15 protein-coding genes are annotated in these 22,354 nt (G+C 57.4%); 11 read left to right on the forward strand and 4 right to left on the reverse strand.

All coding sequences use genetic code 11. The features are described 5' to 3' along the window. Nucleotides 1–189 precede the first annotated feature (189 nt). The 7 genes from ACMXYI_RS18145 to ACMXYI_RS18175 all read left to right on the forward strand — a co-directional run bounded on the left by ACMXYI_RS18145 (nt 190) and on the right by ACMXYI_RS18175 (nt 11,404). Nucleotides 190–1,743 (forward strand): YaaC family protein, encoded by a 1,554-nt coding sequence (locus ACMXYI_RS18145; protein WP_415768415.1) that lies wholly within the window; start codon nt 190–192, stop codon nt 1,741–1,743. Between the two features lie 185 nt (nt 1,744–1,928). After that, nucleotides 1,929–6,314 carry an NACHT domain-containing protein gene (locus tag ACMXYI_RS18150; protein WP_415768416.1) on the forward strand — a complete coding sequence of 1,462 codons (4,386 nt, stop codon included), beginning with the start codon at nt 1,929–1,931 and terminating at the stop codon, nt 6,312–6,314. 168 nt (nt 6,315–6,482) lie between these two features. Next, nucleotides 6,483–7,841 carry an MATE family efflux transporter gene (locus ACMXYI_RS18155; RefSeq protein WP_415768417.1) on the forward strand — a complete coding sequence of 453 codons (1,359 nt, stop codon included), beginning with the start codon at nt 6,483–6,485 and terminating at the stop codon, nt 7,839–7,841. Nucleotides 7,842–7,867: 26 nt separating this feature from the next. Continuing rightward, complete coding sequence (gene arsN2, locus ACMXYI_RS18160; protein WP_415773915.1) at nt 7,868–8,311, forward strand: arsenic resistance N-acetyltransferase ArsN2; 444 nt, start codon at nt 7,868–7,870, stop codon at nt 8,309–8,311. Nucleotides 8,312–8,937: 626 nt separating this feature from the next. Then, a complete protein-coding gene (locus tag ACMXYI_RS18165; RefSeq protein WP_415768418.1) occupies nt 8,938–9,585 on the forward strand; it encodes a hypothetical protein in 648 nt (215 codons plus the stop codon). Nucleotides 9,586–9,777: 192 nt separating this feature from the next. After that, a complete protein-coding gene (locus tag ACMXYI_RS18170; RefSeq protein ID WP_415768419.1) occupies nt 9,778–10,473 on the forward strand; it encodes a phosphoribosyltransferase in 696 nt (231 codons plus the stop codon). 190 nt (nt 10,474–10,663) lie between these two features. Beyond that, nucleotides 10,664–11,404: a transporter substrate-binding domain-containing protein gene (locus tag ACMXYI_RS18175; RefSeq protein ID WP_415768420.1), complete on the forward strand. Its 741-nt coding sequence runs from the start codon at nt 10,664–10,666 to the stop codon at nt 11,402–11,404. 127 nt (nt 11,405–11,531) lie between these two features. Here ACMXYI_RS18175 and ACMXYI_RS18180 read toward each other — a convergent pair whose 3' ends face one another. After that, nucleotides 11,532–12,287, reverse strand: coding sequence for an SDR family oxidoreductase (locus tag ACMXYI_RS18180; protein WP_415768421.1), 756 nt, complete (start codon nt 12,285–12,287; stop codon nt 11,532–11,534). Nucleotides 12,288–12,493: 206 nt separating this feature from the next. Here ACMXYI_RS18180 and ACMXYI_RS18185 point away from each other — a divergent pair, with 206 nt between their 5' ends. The 3 genes from ACMXYI_RS18185 to ACMXYI_RS18195 all read left to right on the forward strand — a co-directional run bounded on the left by ACMXYI_RS18185 (nt 12,494) and on the right by ACMXYI_RS18195 (nt 15,422). Continuing rightward, entirely contained in the window at nt 12,494–13,063 is a 570-nt protein-coding gene (locus tag ACMXYI_RS18185) for a YceI family protein (RefSeq protein WP_415768422.1), read from the forward strand. A 95-nt stretch (nt 13,064–13,158) separates the two neighbouring features. Continuing rightward, nucleotides 13,159–14,031 carry a helix-turn-helix domain-containing protein gene (locus ACMXYI_RS18190; RefSeq protein WP_415773916.1) on the forward strand — a complete coding sequence of 291 codons (873 nt, stop codon included), beginning with the start codon at nt 13,159–13,161 and terminating at the stop codon, nt 14,029–14,031. Nucleotides 14,032–14,150: 119 nt separating this feature from the next. Continuing rightward, on the forward strand, nt 14,151–15,422 hold the full coding sequence (locus ACMXYI_RS18195; RefSeq protein WP_415768423.1) for a YbiU family protein: 1,272 nt from the start codon (nt 14,151–14,153) through the stop codon (nt 15,420–15,422). Between the two features lie 56 nt (nt 15,423–15,478). Here the strand turns inward: ACMXYI_RS18195 and ACMXYI_RS18200 are convergent, their stop codons facing one another. Beyond that, complete coding sequence (locus ACMXYI_RS18200) at nt 15,479–18,529, reverse strand: Ig-like domain-containing protein (RefSeq protein WP_415773917.1); 3,051 nt, start codon at nt 18,527–18,529, stop codon at nt 15,479–15,481. 381 nt (nt 18,530–18,910) lie between these two features. On the opposite strand from ACMXYI_RS18200, the gene ACMXYI_RS18205 reads away from it, so the two are divergent. Then, entirely contained in the window at nt 18,911–19,633 is a 723-nt protein-coding gene (locus ACMXYI_RS18205; protein WP_415768424.1) for a GNAT family N-acetyltransferase, read from the forward strand. Nucleotides 19,634–19,885: 252 nt separating this feature from the next. Here the strand turns inward: ACMXYI_RS18205 and ACMXYI_RS18210 are convergent, their stop codons facing one another. Beyond that, complete coding sequence (locus tag ACMXYI_RS18210; protein WP_415768425.1) at nt 19,886–21,016, reverse strand: P1 family peptidase; 1,131 nt, start codon at nt 21,014–21,016, stop codon at nt 19,886–19,888. A 226-nt stretch (nt 21,017–21,242) separates the two neighbouring features. Continuing rightward, the gene (locus ACMXYI_RS18215; protein ID WP_415768426.1) at nt 21,243–22,346 is read right to left on the reverse strand and encodes a polyamine ABC transporter substrate-binding protein; all 1,104 of its coding nucleotides are present in this window, start codon (nt 22,344–22,346) and stop codon (nt 21,243–21,245) included. Nucleotides 22,347–22,354 lie beyond the last annotated feature (8 nt).

Consider the following 22,354-nt stretch of genomic DNA (forward strand, 5'->3'; position numbering starts at 1 on the left):
GTGACGGTAGATGCTAGAGCGTCGCTATCCGACCCAAAGCAACCTGTGATGATGGAGCAAGGCTCAGATGTTCAGAAGTCCCGGGAGTTAGGGAATCAAAAAATGGAGCATTTCTCGGTATCTATGGAAGCATATGCGTTGTCAGTCTGGTGACCTCTTTCTGATAATGTAGTTTTTTGATGTCGGGATTTGATCGACTTCGAGGCCCAAAAAATTCTAAAAGACGGAGAAAAGGCGATGGCAGGAAGCGGAGTAGAGCTGCGAATGGGGATTTTGCGGGACACCGCTAATCAACAGATCCTAAAGCCTTTGTTATCTCATGGGTGGACTGCCACAATCGTCTCAGAGTCTGAGGCAGGAGAGTATTTGTTGGTTAATGCTGAGAAGGCCGGCAGCTCACATGCCGTGGCCCTCATGTATAGCTCCGCAACGGATAATCGACACTACAAGGTGTTAGATAACAAAGTTAGCCATATATTTATCAATGGGCAGCTCTATCTTGTTGAAAGCTTCGCATTCGGCATATCAACTCCTGTGTCATCCGTGGGTGACTTTTTTCCCCTGCTTGTTCAATGGAATAGAGAGGTCGCCCCGCCAAAACTAATTAAAAACCTCAAATGCTCTAGTGGGACGATAAGAAGGATCGTTTCGGAAAGCCCTCTGGCGGGGATCTGGTCGCATATGGGCCAGTTTTCAAGTTTAGAGCTGGCGAAAAAGCTGGTAGCAAGGCGTGCAGAGATTGAAGGAGTTGAGTTGACCCACACTCAGATTCAATCTAAAGCATCTGGTATCGCGTTTTCGGTGAGTAACGCCGCTGACTACTACAAAGGGGCGCCTTACGAAAGTCTGAACAAGAGGGTCTTAAGTCTATATTACGGTACCCTAAGTCTAGCTTTCGCAGAGATGCTCGCTACACCCCATGGTCCCGCTGACCTTGATGAGCTAGAGGGTATGACTAAGCAGGGGCACGGGCTTTTTGCTTTGGCTTCCGAAACAGGGAATTTTAGTGACCTAACCGTAGGAGTGCTGGCAACTGGCTTCTACCCGCAATGGGCTAGTTTTCTAGGGTATGACACCTCCGCTTATCCGAGAGCCAAGGCCAAAGCCGCGGGAGATCTTGAGAATGCTGCTAAGTATCCTGCACAAAGTTTCGCGTCGATGGCAGTGCTACTGTCAGCGATCCCTGAACTGGGGGATTTATTCTTGCAGGTTTACGAGGATGAGCCTGCATGGGTTATCCCCCATGTAGACACTGCATCTCTTCATAGCCAGCGAGGAACCTCGGCATCAAGTAGTTACATCTTCCTATCAAATCACTTTCGGCGAGTTTCGGAAGCTAGGATTGCCTCTCAGGACTGGCCTTTCGCAGAGCTGACGAAGGTGAAAGATAAAGATCAAGAGAGCCAATATCGAGTTCGAGTAGATCATCCGGGACTGAATTACTGGTATGAACCGCTGCTTTTACATCGAAGCCCTTACCTGCAAAGCCCCGTGTTAATTATGCCGGTGCTTGGCGGCGTACAAGATTACAGAGCAATCGCTCTGGCAATTTTGTATTCGCTCTCAATACTTGTGAGGTATATGCCAGGGTCGTGGCGACGGGTAGAAGGTGGGGATTGGGATCAACATCTAGGCGTAATGCGCGCCACTCTGGATGTGTTCGAAAGGGTTCTCCCTCAAGAGTTCCTGGAAAGTATCTCTGGCGAGCGTGTCCACACCAGTTTGCCAGGAAGTTTAATCTGACCATCCTAAAGTGGAAAACAGGGTGCTATTTGGCCAATTGGGAACGATTCCAATTGGCCAGTTTTCGCCTTTCACTCTGCTCGTTGAAACTGAATGCAACTGGGCACACACTGAGTTTTTGCGTCTCAAGACCATTGGCTATATCACATTTGGTAGAGCTGTAAATTTTCACTCCAGAATTTTGAATGTCTATGCGCGACGATTTCCGGGCCCAAACCATTCGTAATCTTGCCGCTCGTGTGGGCTACCACTGCTCGAATCCATCCTGTATGCGCTCGACATCCGGCCCAGCATTAACTGAGGAAGGGACGGTCAACATCGGTGTCGGCGCGCACATCGCAGCAGCGGCACCGGGAGGGAAACGTTACGATCCCAACATGAGTTCGGCCGAGCGCAGCAGCCCCTTGAATGGCATCTGGATGTGCCAGAGTTGTTCAAAACTCATCGATTCCGACGATTCGCGTTTTACGGTCGCACTGCTGCACGAATGGAAAAACACGGCGATACAACGGGCGCTGGATGCGATCGCCGGTGGCGAACCGCTAGGTTCTATTAGGCCTGCTGAACTGCTCGACGATGCAGACCAGGATTTTCTTCGGGGGCTCAATCTTCCAACCGTTGAAGCGATCGATGCGGTCGGAGGCCGACTTCGTACGGCGACATTAAGAGACATCCAAGGATTTCGTGCTGCACCCGGTCAACCCGCGCGAACCATTGCGCTAACGCTAAGGCTTGAGGGCAGTTCCACACCTCAAGTGACATTTGAAAGCTTTGCGCGACTTGTATCGCTTGCTGAGCCGGTTGGCGTTGTCGCGGTAGGTGGCACGGGGAAATCGACCACGCTTTTACAGCTAGCAGAATGCATGGGCAATCAGGAAGGTTTGATTCCTTTGCTTGTCCCCTTCGGTGAGTGGTCTGACCGACAGGAAGACTTTTTCGATTTCGTCCTGCGTCGTAACGCTTTCTATGGCATCCGGCGAGAACACTTGATGCAACTGGCTTACCACGGGAATCTTGCTCTGCTGTTGGATGGCTGGAATGAGCTGCCAGCCGATGCTCGGTTGCGAGCAACTCGTGACCTAAAGGCGTTACAGCGTGACTACCCGCAACTCGGCATTGTCATCAGCTCAAGACGTCAGGCTCTACCGGATGTTCGGTCGATTATCGTGATCGATCCTCTTTCCGATGAGCAACAGCTAGAGATCGCGCAAGCGGTGAGGGGGGATGAGGGCGTTGGTTTTGTGGATAGGGCATGGCGAACGCGTGGTGTGCGCGAGTTAGTGAGCAATCCACTTTATCTAAATGCCTTGCTGACGTTGCCGACAGGTGCGGAATTCCCGGTAACGAAGGAAGCGGTGTTGCGCATGTTTGTGCAGCAGAATGAGAGCGCACCTGAGAAAGTCGAACGTTTGCAGCGAGATGCTCTTGGTGAACATAACGCTTTTTTGATTGGGCTCGCGGTCGAAGCAATTCGTGGTGCGAATACTATAGTCGCCGACACCAGCGCCAATCGCATCATTTCAGACGTCACGACGTGTCTTATCGCCGCTGGACAAATTGGCTCAGCACCGCAACCCCGTTCAATTGTTGATGGGTTAGTTGCTGCGCACTTGCTGGTTCGCTCGACTGGCACCGACGGAGCTGTGAGTTTCCAACATCAGTTGTTCCAAGACTGGTATGCGTCTTTGGAAGTAGGACGTGTGATGCTTGAAGCGTCAGCAGGGGATGCGGATGCGCTCAACAGGCTGCGCGAACAAATGCTCAATTGGCCGAGCTGGGAGGATTCGGTCCTCTTCGCATGCGACAGAGTTTCACGTGAAGGCGAAGAAGGAGCTCGGGCGGTCGCAGTTGCGGTGAACGAGACGCTGAAAATTGACCCGGTTTTGGCTGCGGTAATGCTCGAGAGAGCCGATGATTTGGTATGGCGGAAAGTACGCGATGAAGTTCTTATTTTTATCGAGCGTTGGCACAGTCCGGGAGAACTTGATAGAGCGGTGCGATTCATGGTCGCCTCTGGCAAGCCCGATTTCGCGCAAGCAATTTGGCCGTTTGTGTCAAATACAGAGCGTCAAATTCAGTTCGAACTGTTCGGATTAATTGATCGCTTTCACCCCAGTGTCCTTGGCGTCGATAGCGCGATCCAGTTGCGTGAGATGCCTACGGCCCAGCGACTGATAGCTTTCCCTGAGATCGCACGCAATAGTGGATTCGATGGCTTGGAACTAGTGGCTGAACTGGCTGTTTCCGAACCTGATCCGGAGATCGTTGTTGCTGTCGTAAAGGCTCTGGCGTTCCGCCGAGCGGACCGGCATGTGAACCTAATTCTGGAGACTGCTTCGGATGCGGTTTGGAGATCAATTGCGCAGGAGGGTTTCCCAGACCACCTCACAGACGTGCAGCTTGATGCTCGCCTTATGAGTCAGCGCGAAACGGCCCGCATTGCTGGCGCTACGCCAGGGCGACTGCTTGAGTGGATCTTGCAAGAGAGCCCAGAGGATGCGGAGTTCCAGATTACGCAGCTAATTGGGACGGCCGAGTTCGAACCCAATGGCGGGGGGATCGAGCATGCAGTGATGACTTCGTTCTTTAAGTATCCGTTCGCTGTTGCTGCTGGGCTTGTTGCCAGAGTCGCCGCGGATTTACCACTTCCTTATCACATAGAAGACTATCTCAATCAGACGCCACTGATCGATTCAGGACCGGTTGCTGAGGCGGCTATCGACCCACTCACCTCGGAGCGTCGTTTAAATGCTGCGGCGGCCGTCATTGGCCCGGTCACCATCGCTGGGCTCTTCGAGCAGTTATTTGTAATAGATAGCCAAGTGGAGGCGCTTGGGCGATACGATGAGCAATTGTCGAAAGCCCATCATCGATTGGTAGGTGCGCTATCCGGTACACGGCAAAACGCCTTTGCACAGGTACTTGTATCCAAATCAGAGGAGGCTGACTATCGTCGCATCGGCTTACTAGCTGATGTCCTCGCCCGTCATGGCCGGGGCGGAGGTGATACGAAGCCTCCGTTTGACGATGAACATCGCTCGAATTTGTCTCGAGTCGTTCGCACTTGGATGGACACACTACAAGCTGCACCTCAGCTACCCCGTAATGTTGCATCCGAGGTGGCTCGAGCCGCTGAAAGAGTTGCGGATGCAGAGTTGGCGGAACCTCTGCTAACTCTCATTGAGCGTGACTTGGTCGAATATGAGATTGCACGCTCTGGTTGGCTTCAGGCTGGGGGACGTGGAGGTGTGATCCCAATGGGGCATTCGTTGATGTACACCCGGGCCTTGGCAGCTATGCATGATGCACCTGCCGTCGCAGTCCTCATTCACGGGTTGAGTGACTTACGCTGGGGCAAGGAGGCAGCAGGGGCGTTGCTGGAGATCTGGCTGGTCGATCATTCCCCATCAAATAAACCGAACTTCAATCGGTCGACCGATTACTCGCATCATCTGATCCGGAGGGCGGAGCGCGTCACGCAACGCCCTGCGACGTCGGATTTCGCGGAGGCGGTCTTTGCTGTGGCGATGGATTTCGGCGTTGCTTCAAAGACCGATGCTGAGCAAAAGCATGCTCTCGTCCTTGGCGGTGTGGGTCTCGCTTTACCGCATGGAGCAAAGCGATCAGAAATAGATTTGCTTCTGTCGCTTCCTCAGCCGACACCGTGCAAGCATCGCTTACTGGTAAACGCTGCTCGCGCAGGCGAAGTTATTCCCTCTGCGATACTGATGGAAGGTGTGCAGGCGCTACTCTCCGAAGCCCGGGAGCAAAGATGGCGACTTGACGAGGATCGTGGGGAGTTGATGGGGTGGATTGATCTATTCCCTTTTTCCGACAGTCCAGAACGGGTACACGATGCCATTTTCATGTTGTCGGATCAGCACCGCAGCCCTAACGCTTTACGGCGTCTGTTGGAGACCATTCCCCAAAGTCCCGCCAATACTGCGTTTGTCATGCTCGAACGTCTGGCCGCTGACATCCCCGAGTTTTTGCGTGATTCCCAATGGACAGGCGCGATGTTGAAGTTGAACACTCAAGAGGCGGCTGTTGCTGTGCTTGAGCATCTTAGCGAGGGCCGAATACCAGCAGGGGATGGCTTCCACCTGTCGTCTGAGTTAACCAGGCTTGCCAATTTGCTCCCTGATTTTCATAGGATTCTGATCGAGCGCTACCTTGCACTGCCACCCGGGAACACTCGCCGTGTTCTCGAAATGGCAATGGATGACTTACCTGGTGAAGACAACTTCATGGCACTTTTTGAAGGTAACGTCGAAGCCCCTCATCCTTTTCAACATCTGGGTAGGGCGCTAAGAAATCTAGCTGTTGCTAGGCGGCCCTCGGAGCAATGGAGGGGAGCCTTTGAAGAGTTTGGATTGCCATTGACAGGGATACGTGCACGACTATTCGCAATGCTGCCTGTCAACGATGCATGCTCACGGCTGGCCAAACAGTGCTTGCTGGCGATTGAAGAGTACCGAGACGAAAAGGGGCGGATTAATGACGAGCCACGGCATCCGGATATAGCGACGGGCCGAGCATGGCCGCCGGAGGCCGAAACTCAATCCGTGTGATGCGACTTTTGAGTCAGACTACTAGTGGGTTGCCGGCTCTACCTTAATAGACATGGCCGAAAGCAAACATTACTCACGCTACCCAAATCTGCAAAATCGAATCAGGTGGTGCCCAGTCCCCTAGCGTAGAATTTCCAAAACACGAGCCCACCCCGAGACGGACCCTCAATGCAAACCCCCGCCACCCAACACCCCCTCTGGAAAACCTACCTCCTTTTCCTGGCCCCCATGGTCCTCTCCAATTTCCTCCAATCCATGTCGGGCACCATCAACAGCATCTACATCGGCCAGATGCTCGGCACCCAAGCCCTGGCTGCCGTGTCCGGCATGTTCCCGATCGTGTTCTTCTTCATCGCCCTGGTCATCGGCCTCGGCGCGGGTGCTGGCGTGCTCATCGGCCAGGCCTGGGGCGCGCGTGAACCGCATCTGGTGAAAACCATCGCCGGCACAACCTTGCTGTTAGGCGCAATGATCGGCCTGACAGCAGCCGTACTCGGCAGCGTGTTCGCAAGGCCAGCACTGGAAGGCTTGGGCACACCGGCCGACGTTATCGACGACGCTGTGTCCTACGCCCACGTGATGATGTGGATCATGCCGTCGCTGCTGGTCTACGTGCTCTTCACCCAACTGCTGCGCGGGGTGAGCGATACGGTGTCGCCGTTGATTGCGTTGGTGGTGTCGACGTGTATCGGGTTGGCGCTGACGCCGGCGTTGATTCGCGGTTGGTTCGGGTTGCCGATGATGGGGATTCAGAGTGCGGCGTATGCCGGGTTGGCGGGTAATTTGTCGGCGATGGGGTGGCTGGCGTGGCGGTTGATTCGCAAGGGGCATCCGTTGGCGCCGGATCGGGAGATGTTTGCGGCGATGCGGCTGGACCTGGTGATTCTCGGCAAGGTGTTGCGCATCGGGTTGCCGACCGGGTTGCAGATGGTGGTGTTGTCGGTGTCGGAGCTGGTGATTCTGGCGCTGGTGAATCAGCACGGTTCGCAGGCGACGGCGGCGTATGGCGCGGTGACGCAGATCGTCAATTACGTGCAGTTCCCGGCGCTGTCGATTGCGATCACGGCGTCGATCCTCGGTGCTCAGGCGATTGGGGCAGGGCGCCTTGAGCGCATGGGGCCGATTCTGCGCACGGGGCTGTTGATCAATGTGTGCCTGACCGGTGGGTTGGTGGTGTTGGGTTATCTGTTGTCGCACTGGTTGCTGGGGTTGTTCCTCACGGATGATTCCACCCGGGCGAAGGCGGAGCATTTGTTGCACATCATGCTGTGGAGTCTGTTGGTGTTCGGCTTCCAGGCGATTGTCGGCGGCATCATGCGCGCCAGCGGCTCGGTGCTGGTGCCGATGGCGATTTCGATTGTGTGTGTGGTCGGGGTGCAGTTGCCGGTGGCGTATGTGCTGGACGGGCACTTCGGGTTGCAGGGTGTGTGGATGGCGTTTCCGGTGGCGTATCTAGGGATGCTGGTGTTGCAGACGGCGTATTACAAAATGGTCTGGCAGCATCAGAAGATTGAGCGGTTGGTTTAGGCGGGCAGGAGGTGACGGTGCTGAACATGCAGATGATTAAAGTAGACGACAACGGTCTGGATCAGCTCCGTGATGCTCTGCGTCAGGCAGTATTGCCCTGCGATGATGTCGGCGAACCAGGCCGACAGTTTTACCGTTTCGAAGTGGCGGGGAAATGGGTGGCTTTTGGAGGGCTGGAGGGTTCGGCTCCCGACCTGTTGCTTCGTTCAATGGTGGTGTGTGAAGCGCGTCGTGGAGAAGGGTTGGGCCAAGCCGTGTTACTTGTATTGGAACAGTGTGCGGCCTCGCAAGGTGCGCTTCGACTGCATTTGTTGACCCAAGGGGCTGCCGGTTTTTTTGCCGCCAATGGTTATGAACAGTTCGACAGGCAGGCGGCACCTGTTGCCATCACCCAAACAGCCCAGTTCAAACATCTATGTCCGGCGTCTGCGAGCTATCTACGTAAAACATTAAGTACGCCGGTTGCATAGTCCGTTGATGTTGCTCTAACAACTCATCTTAAAACGACAACTTTGGCTCCCGTATTGGCGCTGGCGATGTTGTCATCCCTTCCTCGACGAGTGGAATGGTAAAAGTATGACTTTTTAGTGTGGGCAGGTCCCAAATACGAGCAGCCGCGCTAATGCACTTTTCGTAAGTAACCTAACAACTAATGGATCCAATAAACACTATTGGAAGCCCCTGTAATTCACCAGCCCAGTTGTCATGGGGCTGACAGGGAAGTTGATACGTTAGTACCGGCGTGTGGGGCGTTCACAATAACCGCCGTTTGTCGGTGGACTGCTCAAAAAATGAACATTCCAGGATCCCTGGCCTCTGATCCTGCAGCACGTCACCCAAGACCTGCTCCTGCAGCCGCAGAAAAGAAGTGGAAAATTAACCTCATGTGCATTGAATGCTATGGGGATTTTTTTACCCGAAATTCAGGAGGCAATAAATAAGCCGGTCATTGATTTGCCAGGCGAATCAATGGGCTAAGCAGTGCCAAGTCTATGAGTTGGCATATCTTATAAAAGTAAGATCGCGCAGGGTTTAGAAGAGTGGAATGCCCTGTTAAATACCGATCTGTACTATCGAATAAGGTGGAGAAAGTACCGTGGCGATAAATACAATTATGAGCCTGCTTGAAAATAAAGAATGTATGGAGTTTTTGCGTTTGGGCGTTATTTACGTTCATTTAGTGTCGTGTTGTGTGGCCATTGGTTTGGTATTGACCAGTGATATTGCGATGGTTAGAGACTTGTTAAAACGGAAAACATTCACTGAGCATGATAATGCTCACATGGAAAGTCTTCAGAAGTCTGTCGTCACTGCATTGATAGCGTTGTGGGTGACGGGTGCCGCTATCATCGGTATTGATTACCTGGAAAAAGGTATGAATTACTTTATGAATCCAAAGCTTCACGCCAAAGTGATTATTGTCGTGTTGCTGAGTTACAACGGCCTCTTGTTGCATCGCCTGGTATTGCCCGCGTTGCAAAAGGCCGGCTCGTTGCTCAATCTTGGCTTCAGCGCACGGATGATGGCGCTGTTCTGCGGCTCGCTGTCGGCCGTGTCCTGGATGTATGCGGCCATGCTGGGTGTCGGGCGCCCGTTGGCCTGGAAATACTCCCTTTCCGAACTGTTGATGGCGTATCCGGTACTGATTGCACTGGGTTTCCTGACGATGCTGGTGTTGACGCAGCGTTTGAAACTACAGAACTCCGTCGTTGTTTCTCCACGGACAGTAGCGAGCGCATGTTAGGCCTTGTCTAGTCCTGAAACAGGTTTACACCTGTTTCACCCTGACGCCCGATGCACCGCATCGGGCGTTTTGTATTTTAAAGACAGGCGCGTGCGTCGTGCCTGAGCTTGATGTCAGCCACTGTCAGACCGACAATCCTGAGTGACCGCATGATGCGAACCGACAGGCGTGATCGCCTGGGGAGGTTTTCAAATGAGTCCCTCATCGCCCACCATCCTGCAGGACCGGGCGGCGGCCGGTCGACGGCTGGTGGAGCCGCTGCTCCAATACGCGCATCGACCCGATGTCATCATCCTCGCCTTGCCCCGTGGCGGTGTGCCGGTGGCCTATGAAGTGGCCGCTGCCCTGGACGTTCGTCTGGACCTGATGCTGGTCCGCAAGCTAGGCGTCCCATCTCATCAAGAGTTCGCCATGGGCGCCATCGCCAGCGGCGGCATACAAATCCTCAATGAACATGCGCTACGGGTTCATCCGATTGACCCGGCCACGTTCGATGATGTCGTCGCACGGGAAACCCGGGAGCTGCTACGCCGCGAGCAGGTTTACCGGGGAACCCGCGCGCCTGTGCAACTCAAGGACCAAGTGGTGATCCTGATCGACGACGGCATCGCGACAGGCGCCTCGATGATGGCGGCGATCCAGGCGGTGCGTGTGCACGCGCCGTCTTGCATCGTCGTCGCCGTGCCGGTGGCGCCGATTGAGACGGCGGAGGCGCTACGCAGTGAGGTGGATGAGCTGATATGCCCGATCATTCCCGACTGGATGATGTCGATCAGTCGTTGGTACATGGACTTTACCCAGACCTCGGATGCCGAGGTCATCAAGCTGTTGCAGCGGGCGTGGCTGCGAGAGTCCGACTCCGCGCAGCAGCGCTCCGGTCATCGTTGACAAAGATCAGAGTCCTCACTGGATAACGCGTTGCCCGGCGTGCTTCACTCAGCGTCCTCAAGTCAAGGATTCTTCCGTTGCGATACGACCTCGCGAGCCTGGACCTTTTCATCACGGTGGTGGAGCTGACGCCGGCCGGGCAGTCGATGTTGTTTTATGCGCGGGAGCAGGTTTTTTAATGGAGCAAATGATGAGTGCTATCACCCCCGCAGTTCTTGAAGATCTCGCCCCGCACGGCGTCCTTCGCGCCGCGATCAATTTCGGTAATCCGGTATTGGCTCAGCAGGGCCAGGATGGCTCGCCACAAGGCGTCTCCGTCGCATTGGCCAAGGCACTGGCGCAAGAGCTTGGCGTGCGTCTGGAGATGGTGACGTTCGATGCCGCCGGTAAAGTGTTTGCTGCGCTGGACGAGGGGGTCTGGAACCTTGCGTTCCTTGCCATCGAGCCCGTGCGCGAGCAACAGATCGCGTTCAGTGCGCCCTACGTGATCATTGAAGGCACTTACCTGGTAGCGGCCGATTCGCCCTTCATGGCCGTCGAAGATCTCGATCAGCCAGGGTTGCGGCTGGCGGTCGGCAAGGGCGCGGCTTATGACCTGTTCCTCGCGCGCACCTTGAAACACGCGCAGCTGGCGCGGGCGGAAACCTCCGCGGCTGCGGTCGACCTGTTCTTCGACAAGGACCTGGATGCCGCGGCGGGTGTGCGCCAACCGTTGCAGAAAGTAGCCGATGCAGACCCGAGTTATCGCGTACTTGAAGGGGCCTTCACAGCCATTCGCCAAGCGATGGCTGTGCCTCGAGATCGAGAGGCAGGTGCTGCTTATGTGAGGGCATTTGTGGAGCGCAAAAAAGCAGAAGGGTTCGTGCACGCGGCACTGAAGGCCAGCGGTCAGGCGGATGTCACGGTGGCGCCGCAGGCTTCGATCTTTTGATCCGCTGATATTGACTCTGTCCCGCAGCCCGTTTTGCTTGCAAGCCATTGCCTGTGAAGGGTGACCCCTGACCGCGAGAGCGGGTTCAGTTTCGCTGGACCCGCTGATCATCATCGCTACTGGCGACTCAAGAGGGATGCGCGATCTCTAGCCAATCTTCAAACCGGGTCGCTCCAACAATGGGGTTGTCGCCTGGCGTGAGGGACTTGTCATTGATCGGGGCGCCGAAGTAAGGAACCGTGTCATCCGAAACGGCTTCGCGCGGGTCCTTGGTATGTTTCAGGTACTCACTCACGAACTCGACAATAGGTCGGCGATCCGGCCCGGCCACTTCCACGGTCTGATTGATCGGCGCTTTTTGAGCGATAGCCGTCAGTGCGGCCGCGACATCCACCGAGGCCACCGGTTGCAACGCGGCGGACGTTAAATGGATGGTGTTGCCGTCTTCGCGACCCGAGTAAGCAATGGCACCAATGAACTCGAAGAACTGCGTGGCGCGCAGGATGGTGTAGGGAACCCCCGAGGCCTTGATGAGTTTTTCCTGGGCCATCTTGGCCCGGAAATAACCACTCTCGAGCATTCGTTCGGTGCCGACGACTGACAGGGCAACATGGTGTTTGGTGCCGGCTACCTTCTCGGCAGCGAACAGGTTATGCCCGGCGGTCTCAAAGAAATGCAACGCCGCGTGATCCTCGAAGGAGGGGGAGTTGGCCACGTCGACCACCACGTCGGCGCCCTTGAGCGCGTCCGCGAGGCCCTCGCCGCTGATGACGTTGATGCCGGAACTCGGTGACGCTGATATGACTTCATGCCCCAGGTCCTGGAGGTTCTTGCAGACTTTGCTGCCGATCAGCCCGCTTCCTCCGATGATGACGAATTTCATGGCCGGTCTCCCGATGCGGTGTGTTGGGACCGTCATTAAACACCCGGACAGCGGCCCTATCGGGGCGGACATTTGCGTGGGCCGACAGGTGGTCGGAAGTCTGAGCGGCAGGTGGAATTAACGGCGTTTGTTTGCTTTAGTCCACCTATCGCTGGCATACATGTACGGCGCCTGAGCTCATGACGGGATCCCAACCGGAGAATCCCATGAAGCATCGATTCCCGACCTGCGCCGTGTTGGTGGCCGCCCTTGCATTCGGCGCGTTGCCTTGCGTCCAGGCGGTGGAATACACGCAGGTGAATGAAACCGCCAGCACGATTTCCTTCACGTATAAACAGTTCTCCTCGCGGGTATACGGTACGTTCCGCAAGTTCGAGGCCACGCTTGATTTCGACACGGCGAACCCGTCGGCAGGCCGGGCCGCGCTCACCATCCAGCTCGACAGCATCGATGCCGGAAGCAGCGACGCCAACAGCGAACTGCAAAAACCAGCCTGGTTCAACACGGCAACGTATCCAGTGGCGACGTTTGAATCGACCGGCGTAAAGGTACTGGGCAATAACCGTTACTCGATCACCGGCAAACTCACGCTCAGGGGGATCACGCATGTAGTGGAGGTACCGGTCCTCCTGAAAACCGACAACGCCATCGGGATCTTCGATGGCCAGCTGACGCTTAAGCGCAGCGACTTCAAAATCGGTGAAGGTGAATGGGCTGACGGTGTCGTCTCCGACAAGATCAATATCCGGTTTCGCATGGTTGCACCGGAGCAGTAACATGCGTGCGGCCCCCCAAAGTGGTCATCGCCGCTGAACCGGAGCCCATCCGCCATGATCGGGAAGTCCAGGGCATGCAAATGCCAACCCAGCCTATGAAGCCAAGTTTCGAGAAAGTCCCCACGTCCGTCGATGCGTCCTGGTCAATGCTGAACCGTCGGTTACCCGACGACATTCCGTTCGAGTGGCACCATCACCCGGAATACGAATTGACCCTGACGCTCAATAGTCGCGGTCATCGCTATGTGAGCAGCGACGTGCGGCTGTACGACGATGGCGACCTCGTGCTGTTGGGACCGAACGTGCCGCACAGTTGGTGTTCGGGTGAGTTGATCGATCCGGCCAAGCCACATGTCGCGCTGGTCATCTGGTTCTCCCAGGCGTGGGCCGATTCGCTGGTGGCGCTGTTTCCGGAGATGGTTTCGCTGCAAGCGCTATTGACGAGCGCCCAGTGCGCCGTGCATTTCAGTGATGAGGTCTCAAAGGCATTGCGGCCGTTGATTGAAGCGATGGTCGAGCAGCAAGGGCCTGAGCGTCTGGTCTCCCTGCTACAGGTATTGACCCGGTTGTCCCGGGACACCGCCGCCCAGAAAATCATCCCCGGTGAGATGACCGAACCGGTGAGCGCGGCGAGTGAGGATGAGCGTCTGCAACGGGTGCTCAATCACATCCACGCTCACTACGCCGAGCCAATGACCATCCCCGAATTGGCCGACCTCGCCTGCATCAGCGTCTCGGCGTTTCATCGCATGTTTCGACGCCATACCCACTGCACCGCGCTGGACTACATAACCCGGCTGCGAATCGGCCGGGCCTGTTCGTTGTTGCTGCAAGGCAATACCCACATTTCGCTGATCTGCGAGACGGTGGGTTATTCATCGCTGGCGCTGTTCAACCGCCAGTTCAAGGCTCAAAAAAGCCTGACGCCGAGCGCGTTTCGCAAACTTCATGGGCATCATTTCCGCTAGTTGCTCCCACCCGTGACGCCACAATCGTATTGGTGAACGCCGCAAAACCCACTGAGTCGAGAAAGGCGAGAGTGGTGTAGTGCCTCTGGTTTTTAACCAACAATCACCAGGTCGCCACCATGAGCAAGTATCACGCCTTCGAAAGTGCAGTGCTTCCAGAACACTACCCAGACAACATCGTGCGGATGAAGCGCGCCTTGCGTGCGCAAATAGGCGACGTGGACGCGCTTTTCGCCGAGGTCAGTGCGTTTATCGAAGCCGAAATCGCTTCGATCAAGGCACAACAAACCCAGGCCGGCAGTGCCTGGCCAATCCTGGAGTACCGGGCCATTGCCGACGGCGCGGTCACGGGCGACGAGTTAGCGATGATCAAGCGTCGTGGCTGCCTGGTCATCAAAGGGCACTTCCCCACAGAGCAAGTCGCCGCCTGGGACAAGGGCTTGCTGAATTACCTGGATGACAATGTTTTCGACGCGATCTATCGGGGCCCGGTCGATCAGTTCTTTGGCAACCTTGACGCGTCGCGCCCCGAGATCTTTCCCATCTATTGGTCCCGCTCGCAAATGCAGCTGCGCCAGCACGGACGCATGGCGACGGCGCAATCCTTCCTCAACAGGCTCTGGAAAACCCATTCCGAGGGCCGGCAATGGTTCGATCCGGACGTGAATGCGCTGTATCCCGATCGAGTCCGCCGGCGCCCACCGGGCACCACCTCAAAAGGGCTCGGCGCCCATACGGATTCGGGGGCGCTGGAGCGCTGGTTGCACCCGGCTTACTTGAAAGTCTTCGACAAGATCTACAGCAACGACTTCAAGTCCTACGACCCTTGGGATGCGGCCTATCGCACTGAAGTCGACGAGTACGCCTACCAGGACACGGTGAAGTGTTCGGCGTTCCGGACCTTTCAGGGCTGGACGGCGCTCTCCGATATGAAGGCTGATCAAGGCGTGCTGCATACGTTGCCCATTCCCCACGCCATGGCTTACTTGCTGCTGCGACCGTTGCTTGACGATGTGCCGGAAGATGAACTGTGCGGCGTTATGCCCGGCAAAGTGCTGCCGGTCTCGAAACAGTGGCATCCCTTGCTGATCGATGGCATGAGTCCGATTCCGGACGTTGAGGCCGGTGATTCCGTCTGGTGGCATTGCGACGTGATTCACAGCGTCGCACCGGTGCAAAACCAGCAAGGCTGGGGGAATGTGATGTACGTACCCGCTGCACCGATGTGCCCTAAAAACCGGCGTTACGCGCAGGATGTTTTCAACGCCTTTTGCGCCGGCGTCTCGCCGAGTGATTTTCCGCGGGAGGACTATGAACAGCATTGGAACGGAACGTTTGGGGTCGATGAGTTGAATGACATTGGGCGGCTGGGTTTGGGGCTTGGGAAGTAAGCGCCCGTCGTGCAGTTCCTCCCCCAAGAGGAACTGCACAGCCGACCGATCTCCCTTTAGTGCGCCGCTATCGGCACCGCCGCCGTGCTGACGGCCACGGACACGGTCGCTGGTTTTTCCGAGACCGCGCCCAGCTTATCGCTGGCTCCGTAGGTGAAGGTTGCCGTGAACGGCGCAGCGACGATGGCCGGTGGCGTGTAGATCACACGAATCCCGTCGGTGCTGACCGTGCCCTTGCCGGCGTCCGGTTGGCTCAGACCCACCACCTTGAGCGGCAGGTTGCCGTCGGGGTCGGTGTCGTTGGCCAGCACGTTGATGGTCAGCGGCAGGCCTTTGTTGCTGGTGGCGCTGTCAGGGTTGGCCACGGGGTTCTTGTTTTTGCTTTCGTCATTGCCGGTGCGGAAAGTCGGCAGCGCCACGGAGTTCACGTAGGTGACACCGTCCCAGCCAGGCAGGGGCGTTGGCATCAACTGGAACTGACCCGGATGCTCGACATCCCAGCGTAGCAACATCGAGGTGTCCTCATGCTGGGTGTTGTGGCAGTGCTCCATGTAGGTACCGGCGAACTCGCGGAAGCGGAGCGCCACGTCGACATCCACTGAACTGTCGATGCCTTCGCCGATGCGAAGGACGTCCTTGCGCGCCCATTTCTCCCATTCCGGCGGCGCCTTGCCGTCGCGGCTGAGGATGACCCCTTCTTCGAAATGCACGTGCACCGGGTGGCTCCAGCCGTTGCCGCCATTCTTGAGCTTCCACACTTCGAGTGTGCCGTCTCCGGAGAACCCGGCATTGGTCGGACCGGTGGCCAATTGCGGCGCGGCACTGATCCGGCGAGGGTCCATGTTGTAGCCAATACCGCCGTCAGTCTTGATCGTCCACGGTGCTTCATCGGTGCCGTCGGAACGGCCGAAAATGAACTCGCGATGCCGCGCCACTTTGAGTTTGGCCTGGTCGCTCGGGTTGTCGCGGTCGATGGGCAGCGGGATCATTTTTTTGCCAGCGGGTTTGCCCGGTTTGGCTGGCTCATAGGCCACCGGGTCCAGGCTCTGATCCTGGCCGGCGTAGGGCTGCACAAGCAGTTGCAGAAACTTGCCCACCACGGGGTCGCCTTTGTCCCATTGCGGACCTTTGCTGGTTTGCTTGATCACGGCTTTGTATTTTTCGGACAACACGTCCGCCAGCGCCAGTTCGTCCTTCTCCGGACCCTTGCCCGTGCGGTGTTCCATCAGGTTGACGAAGTAGATTTTGTCGCCGGTTCTGATGCCGTTTTTCGCAAAGTTGATGATGATGTCGAAGCGCTCGGAAACGCCTAGCGTCGGCAGGATTGCATTGTGGTCTTGCCGGTCGCCATCGCCATCCAGGTCCATGCTGCCGTCGAAGGGCACGGCGTGCTCCAAGAGGTTGCCGTCGTTGGCAATCAGGTGGAGCGGCACTCGGTTGTAGGACACCCCGGATCCTGCAGGTCCTGGGAATTCACCGCCATTGCCGCTGATTTCACGCACCACGGCAAACTTGAAGAAACGTGACACCGAGCCGTTCAAGATGCGGAACCGATAGCTGCGCGCCCGGACTTTCAAACGGGGTTGGTACTGCCAGTTGACCAGCATCTGATCCCCGAGAAAGCCGTCGGTGTTGAACGGGTTGAACCACAACTGACCGGCCTGATCCCACGCCTTGTCGGCGACCACCAGGTTGACGTCATAGTCGCGGTTGCCCCACGGCAACGCCGAGCCACTGGGAAGTCGCAGGTTGACGCCGTCATTCACCGACTCATTACCGCGGTCCAGGGCGCTGTAGTAGTTCATCATTGTCGCGTTGCCCTTGTAGACGTTCTGCGCGGTGAAATCGAGCATGTGGTCGTGGAACCAGTGGGTACTCATGGTTTCGCGCCAGTCGCCACGGATCTTGATGCTGCCATTTGCACACGTCTTCAGGCCCGGGTTGGCATCGTTGACGTACAGCGTTTCGCCCGGCGAGCAGGGGAACGCTGCGCGCGGATCCTGCGCGGTGGTGTTGATGGTGTCGTAACCGGCCAGTTGCAGCGGCCAGCGATAATCGTAGTACTGCCCCGGAAAGAAGAACGCATTGGCATAGCCGTCGCTTTCGGCGGGGGAGTGACCGTTGTGTTCGTGGGTGGTGATGGTGTGCAGACCGAAACCGGCGTTGGCCGCAGGGTCGATCGGCAGGGCGTTGTAGTGACGCATCAGCAACGGTTGGCCGTTGCGGACCATCAGCAATTTGGGCGGCACAGTGCCGTCGAAGGTCCATAGCGAGTTGTGATTCTGCACCGGCATTCTGAAATGAAAACGCGCGTCGATGCCCCGTGTGGTACCCGCTGTTGCCGGGACGTCCGAGGTTTGGTAATAGAGCCCGCCAGGCGCGAACTCACCGTTGGCGTAGTTGTGCAGTTGCTTTCTGTCGCGCAGGCCCTGGTTGGTCCGTACGCCCATTTGCACGGTCTTGAACTGGACCTGAGGATAAAACTCGTTCCAGCGCTGATGCGACCAGCCTTTTCCCGGCGGCCGACCTTCGGCGGGCGAGCCCACCGGGTGGCGATTGAGGAAGGCTTCGATCTGCGCCTTCCACGGGTTGCGGTCCAGCACATTGGAAAACTGCGACGGGAACGGAAACAACCCCGGTTGGCGCATGAACGCTTCGATCGCGGCACTCGACGGACCGCTGCGGGCGACGTTGTTCGGATCCTGCTGGGGCGCCGGGCCGGTGGTGGGCACCGGGAATGTCAGGAGCGGTGGCGGGGTGGTCGGGTCGAGTTTTTCCGAACCGAACTCTTCGAACAGCAGCAGTTGCTGGGTGAACGGTTGGGCCCCAAACAAGGGGCTGGGTTTCCCATTAGTGGGGAAGTTGAACGACGTCTGCAAGTTCGGCGGCAGCACGTTGTCGGCCCGCGGTGTGTTTCTGTCGCCGAATGCACCATTGGGCAGGGCCAGTGCGCCTTGATTGGCCGCCGGCAAGGTTTTCAGTGCCTCCAGCGCCGCCTTGGGATCGGCGGGCTGATTGGCGAAGGCCGAGGGGTCCGCCGGTGGCGGAGGCCCGAAATCATCGAGCGGTGCAGCACTGGCCGTGGTCAGGCTGAAGGTGATTAGCATCACGGAGAAGGCTCCCGGCCCGCGAAAGAAGACGAGTGAGTTGTGCTCCGGTGCTGCGATTTTCATGGTTTTCCCCTCGCACCATGCCCAAATGGCAGCTGCGTTGCAAAGGCCGATGCAAAAGCCGAGCCATACCCGGATATGAGGAGAAAACTATTAATAATCAGTAAGTTGAATTGAATCTATGCCGTCGACAGTTAAAAGCAGCGCTTGCAGATGGGGGATATTCCTCACTGTCGGGGAACGATCATCAAGGCCAGGTTGATCGTTCCCACGCAGAGCGTGGGAACGATCGTGCTGCGGCGCTCGCTGCCTCGGCACGTTATGATAGGCACGCCCGCGAACACACTCTTCACGTCCGCCCCAGAATCAGAGCCACGAATGCCCCAGATCACCCATTTCAAAACCCCGTGCCCGGAGCACATCAATAGCCAGATCCTGCAAATGGTGGTCGATTACCTGACCGACATCAGCATGGTCGCTATCGCGCCGAGCAACCTGTTGTACAACGTGTACCAGTACGCGATCGGCTACGAGGTTCACCTGTATCTGGAAGCATTGAACGGGGCGAAAGGGATTGCGGTGGAGTTGCTCGTCGCGACCGACGAAGACGACCCGGAGAAGGTCGTCGGCTTCTTGCTGTACCTGCCGGTCAAGGACGATCCCGATGCCTGCGGTGTTGCGTATATGGCGGTGAGTGCCAGCCATCGACGCCAAGGTATTGCCCGGCGGATGCTGCAGGAAATGGTCGGCCGCTACCCGCATGCCGAGCTGACGTGCGCGGTGGCCAAGGTGCCGTATTTTGAGGCTATGGGGTTTCAGGTAGTGGGTGTGCGCGCGACTCAAGTACTGATGAACACCCGCAACCACAGCACCGATGGCTTGATGGCCGTGCTGGACGTGGCGTCGATCTACAGCTCGCTGGAGGTGCGGCAGATTCATACATACCTGCTGCAAAAACACGGCAAGCGAGCGATGCTCGATGCGGAAAAACAACGTGACCGACATCTGGACCAGATGACGCGCAAGGCGAATGAGTTTGTGCGCGAACGACTGGGTGACGGGGCGGTGCCAGCTCTTTCGCCTCGACTGCGGTTGGTCTAGTCGCTTCGACTCAACGTAAAAAAAGCCCTTGGTGCGGACAACGCGCCAAGGGCTTTTTCTTGTCTGGAATTCGTGCAGATAAAAAAGAGCCTCAAAGCTCTTTGATGGGGAGGAAGTAGAGCCCTCGAGGCTCAAGATGCGCATGAAACAAGTGGTGAGCTTGTTGGGGGTTCAGTTCACTCACCACTTACGCAACGACTTGAGCAAACAAGTGGCTGCGTAGAATCATCGTAGAAAGATGGGGTTTCACACTCAAGTACCGCTAGTCGAATCACCCGGCCAACCCGCCCGACGCAAGGCGTTGAGCAGCGTCCCGGCATCCAGTCCCGGCACCACATGGCCATTGCCTTCGGCGGTGTCGGAGGCCAGCAAGGCATTGATGATCGCTTCCTCCACCGCCTCGGTGGCGGCCAGGAACAACTCGCTGATGTGGTCGTTGTTGACCATGCTCAGGTTGTCGGTGGTCGGCGCACGTTTGCTCTCGTAAGCGGCGGGCGGAACGTGCTGGTTGCCGGTGGCGAAGGCGATGAAGATGTCTCCGCTGTGGTCTTCATTGCCGCCGCCGGTGCGGGCAAGGCCGAGGCTGGCGCGCTGCGCGAGGCGCGTGCACTGGTGTGGCAGCAACGGCGCATCGGTGGCCAGGCAGACGACGATCGAGCCCATGCCCGGATGCGGCAAGGACGCCTTGAGGAACGGCGAGTCGGCCTTTTCCATGTAGCGCCCGACCGGGTAACCGTCGACGCGCAATTCGTTGCGGATGCCATGGTTGGCCTGGACGATGGCGCCGACGGTCCAGCCGCCCTGAGTACTGTTCAGGCGTCGCGAAGCGGTGCCGATCCCACCCTTGAATTCGTGGCAGATCATGCCGCTGCCGCCACCGACGGCGCCTTCGATGACCGGGCCACCCACCGCCGTGCGCAGCGCTTCGGCCACATGTTCAGGCTTCACGTGGAAACCGTTGATGTCGTTGAGCAGACCGTCGAAGGTTTCCAGCACCACTGGCATGTTCCAGTAGAGTCGCCCGTCATCGGGCTGGTTCTGGCGATCCAGCGTCACCAGCGCATCGCGCACCACACCCAGGCTGTGGGTGTTGGTGAAGGCGATCGGGCTGGTCAAAAGGCCTGCTTCGCGAATCCACTCAAGCCCCGTGGCATCACCGTTGCCGTTCAGGACATGGACGCCGGCAAAGCACGGTTGCAGGCTGGTGGAACCGGCACGCGGCTCGATCACGGTGACGCCGGTCAGGATGTCGCGGCCGTTCGCGGTGCGTCCTCGCACATTGCAGTGGCCGACCCGTACGCCGGGCACATCGGTGATGGCGTTGAGGGGGCCGGGTTGCAGTTGGCCGAACTGGATGTTCAGGTCGCGGGCACGTGGTTTCATCGTTTCTCTCATCTTCAATTTATTCAAAAAAGTTATTGGCTAACGCAATCCCTGTAGCAGCTGTCGAGCTTGCGAGGCTGCGTTCGGTTCGGGCCGCGTTCGGACGAAGCAGTCGCAAAAACTGAGTACTCGGTACTTCAGGGGAATCGCGTTAACCGGATTCACGACTGCTTCGCAGTCGAACGCAGCCTCGCAAGCTCGACAGCTGCTACAGATTCCATAGGGATCACTGACCGTTTTTGACTTTGCTCCAGATCCGCGTCCGTACGCGCTCGGTGGCGGGCGGCAGAGGCTGAAGGGTGAATAACGTGGCCATGGCTTCGGCCGACGGATACACGGCAGGATTGTTGCGGGTCGCTTCGGCCACCAGTGGCGTCGCGCTGCGGTTGCCGTTGGGGTAGGAGAGGTGATCGCTGACCGGCGCGATGACGTCGGGGCGCATCAGGTAATCGATGAAGGCCAAACCCTGTTCCGGATGTGGCGCGTCCTTGAGCAACACCAGGGTGTCGAACCACACAGGCGCACCTTCTTTCGGCAAGCTGTAGGCGATCTTCACGCCGTTGTTCGCCTGCTCGGCATTGGTCTTGGCTTCCAGCATCGCGCCGGACCAGCCCACCGCTACGCAAATGTTGCCGTTGGCCAGGTCGCTGATGAATTTGGACGAGTTGAAGTAGGCGATGTGCGGGCGCAGCTTGAGCAGCAGTGCTTCGGCCTTTTTGTAGTCCTCGGGGTTGGTGCTGTTGGGTGGCAGGCCGAGGTAGTGCAGGGCAACCGGCAGCATCTCTGCCGGCGAGTCGAGCATGGCCACGCCACACTGACCGAGTTTGGCCAGGTTCGCTTCGTTGAACACCAGATCCCAGGAATCCACCGGCGCCTTGTCGCCCAGCGCGGCGCGGACCTTGTCGATGTTGTAGCCGATGCCGTTGGTGCCCCACAGATACGGCACGGCGTACTGGTTGCCCGGGTCGTTGTTGGCCAGTTTCGCCAACAGATCGGCATCCATGTTTTTGAAATCAGGCATCTGAGCGTGGGGCAGAGGCGCAAGGGCGCCGGCCTTGATCAGGGTCGGCAAGCTGAAGTTGCTGGCCACCACCACGTCGTATCCGCTGCGGCTGGTGAGCAATTTGCCTTCCAGTACTTCGGCGCTGTCGAAGGTGTCGTAGACCGGCGCAATCCCGGTGTCACGCTTGAAATCCTGCAGGGTCGTAGGGCCAATGTAGTCATACCAGTTGTAGACGTGAACCGTCGGGCCCTCGGCGGCAACCGCCGACAGTGAGACCGACAAACAGGTGCCCAGTCCAAGATTGATATACGAGCGGTGACGACTCATGATGCGGC

The organism is Pseudomonas lyxosi, assembly GCF_047758685.1.
GTDB lineage: Bacteria > Pseudomonadota > Gammaproteobacteria > Pseudomonadales > Pseudomonadaceae > Aquipseudomonas > Aquipseudomonas lyxosi.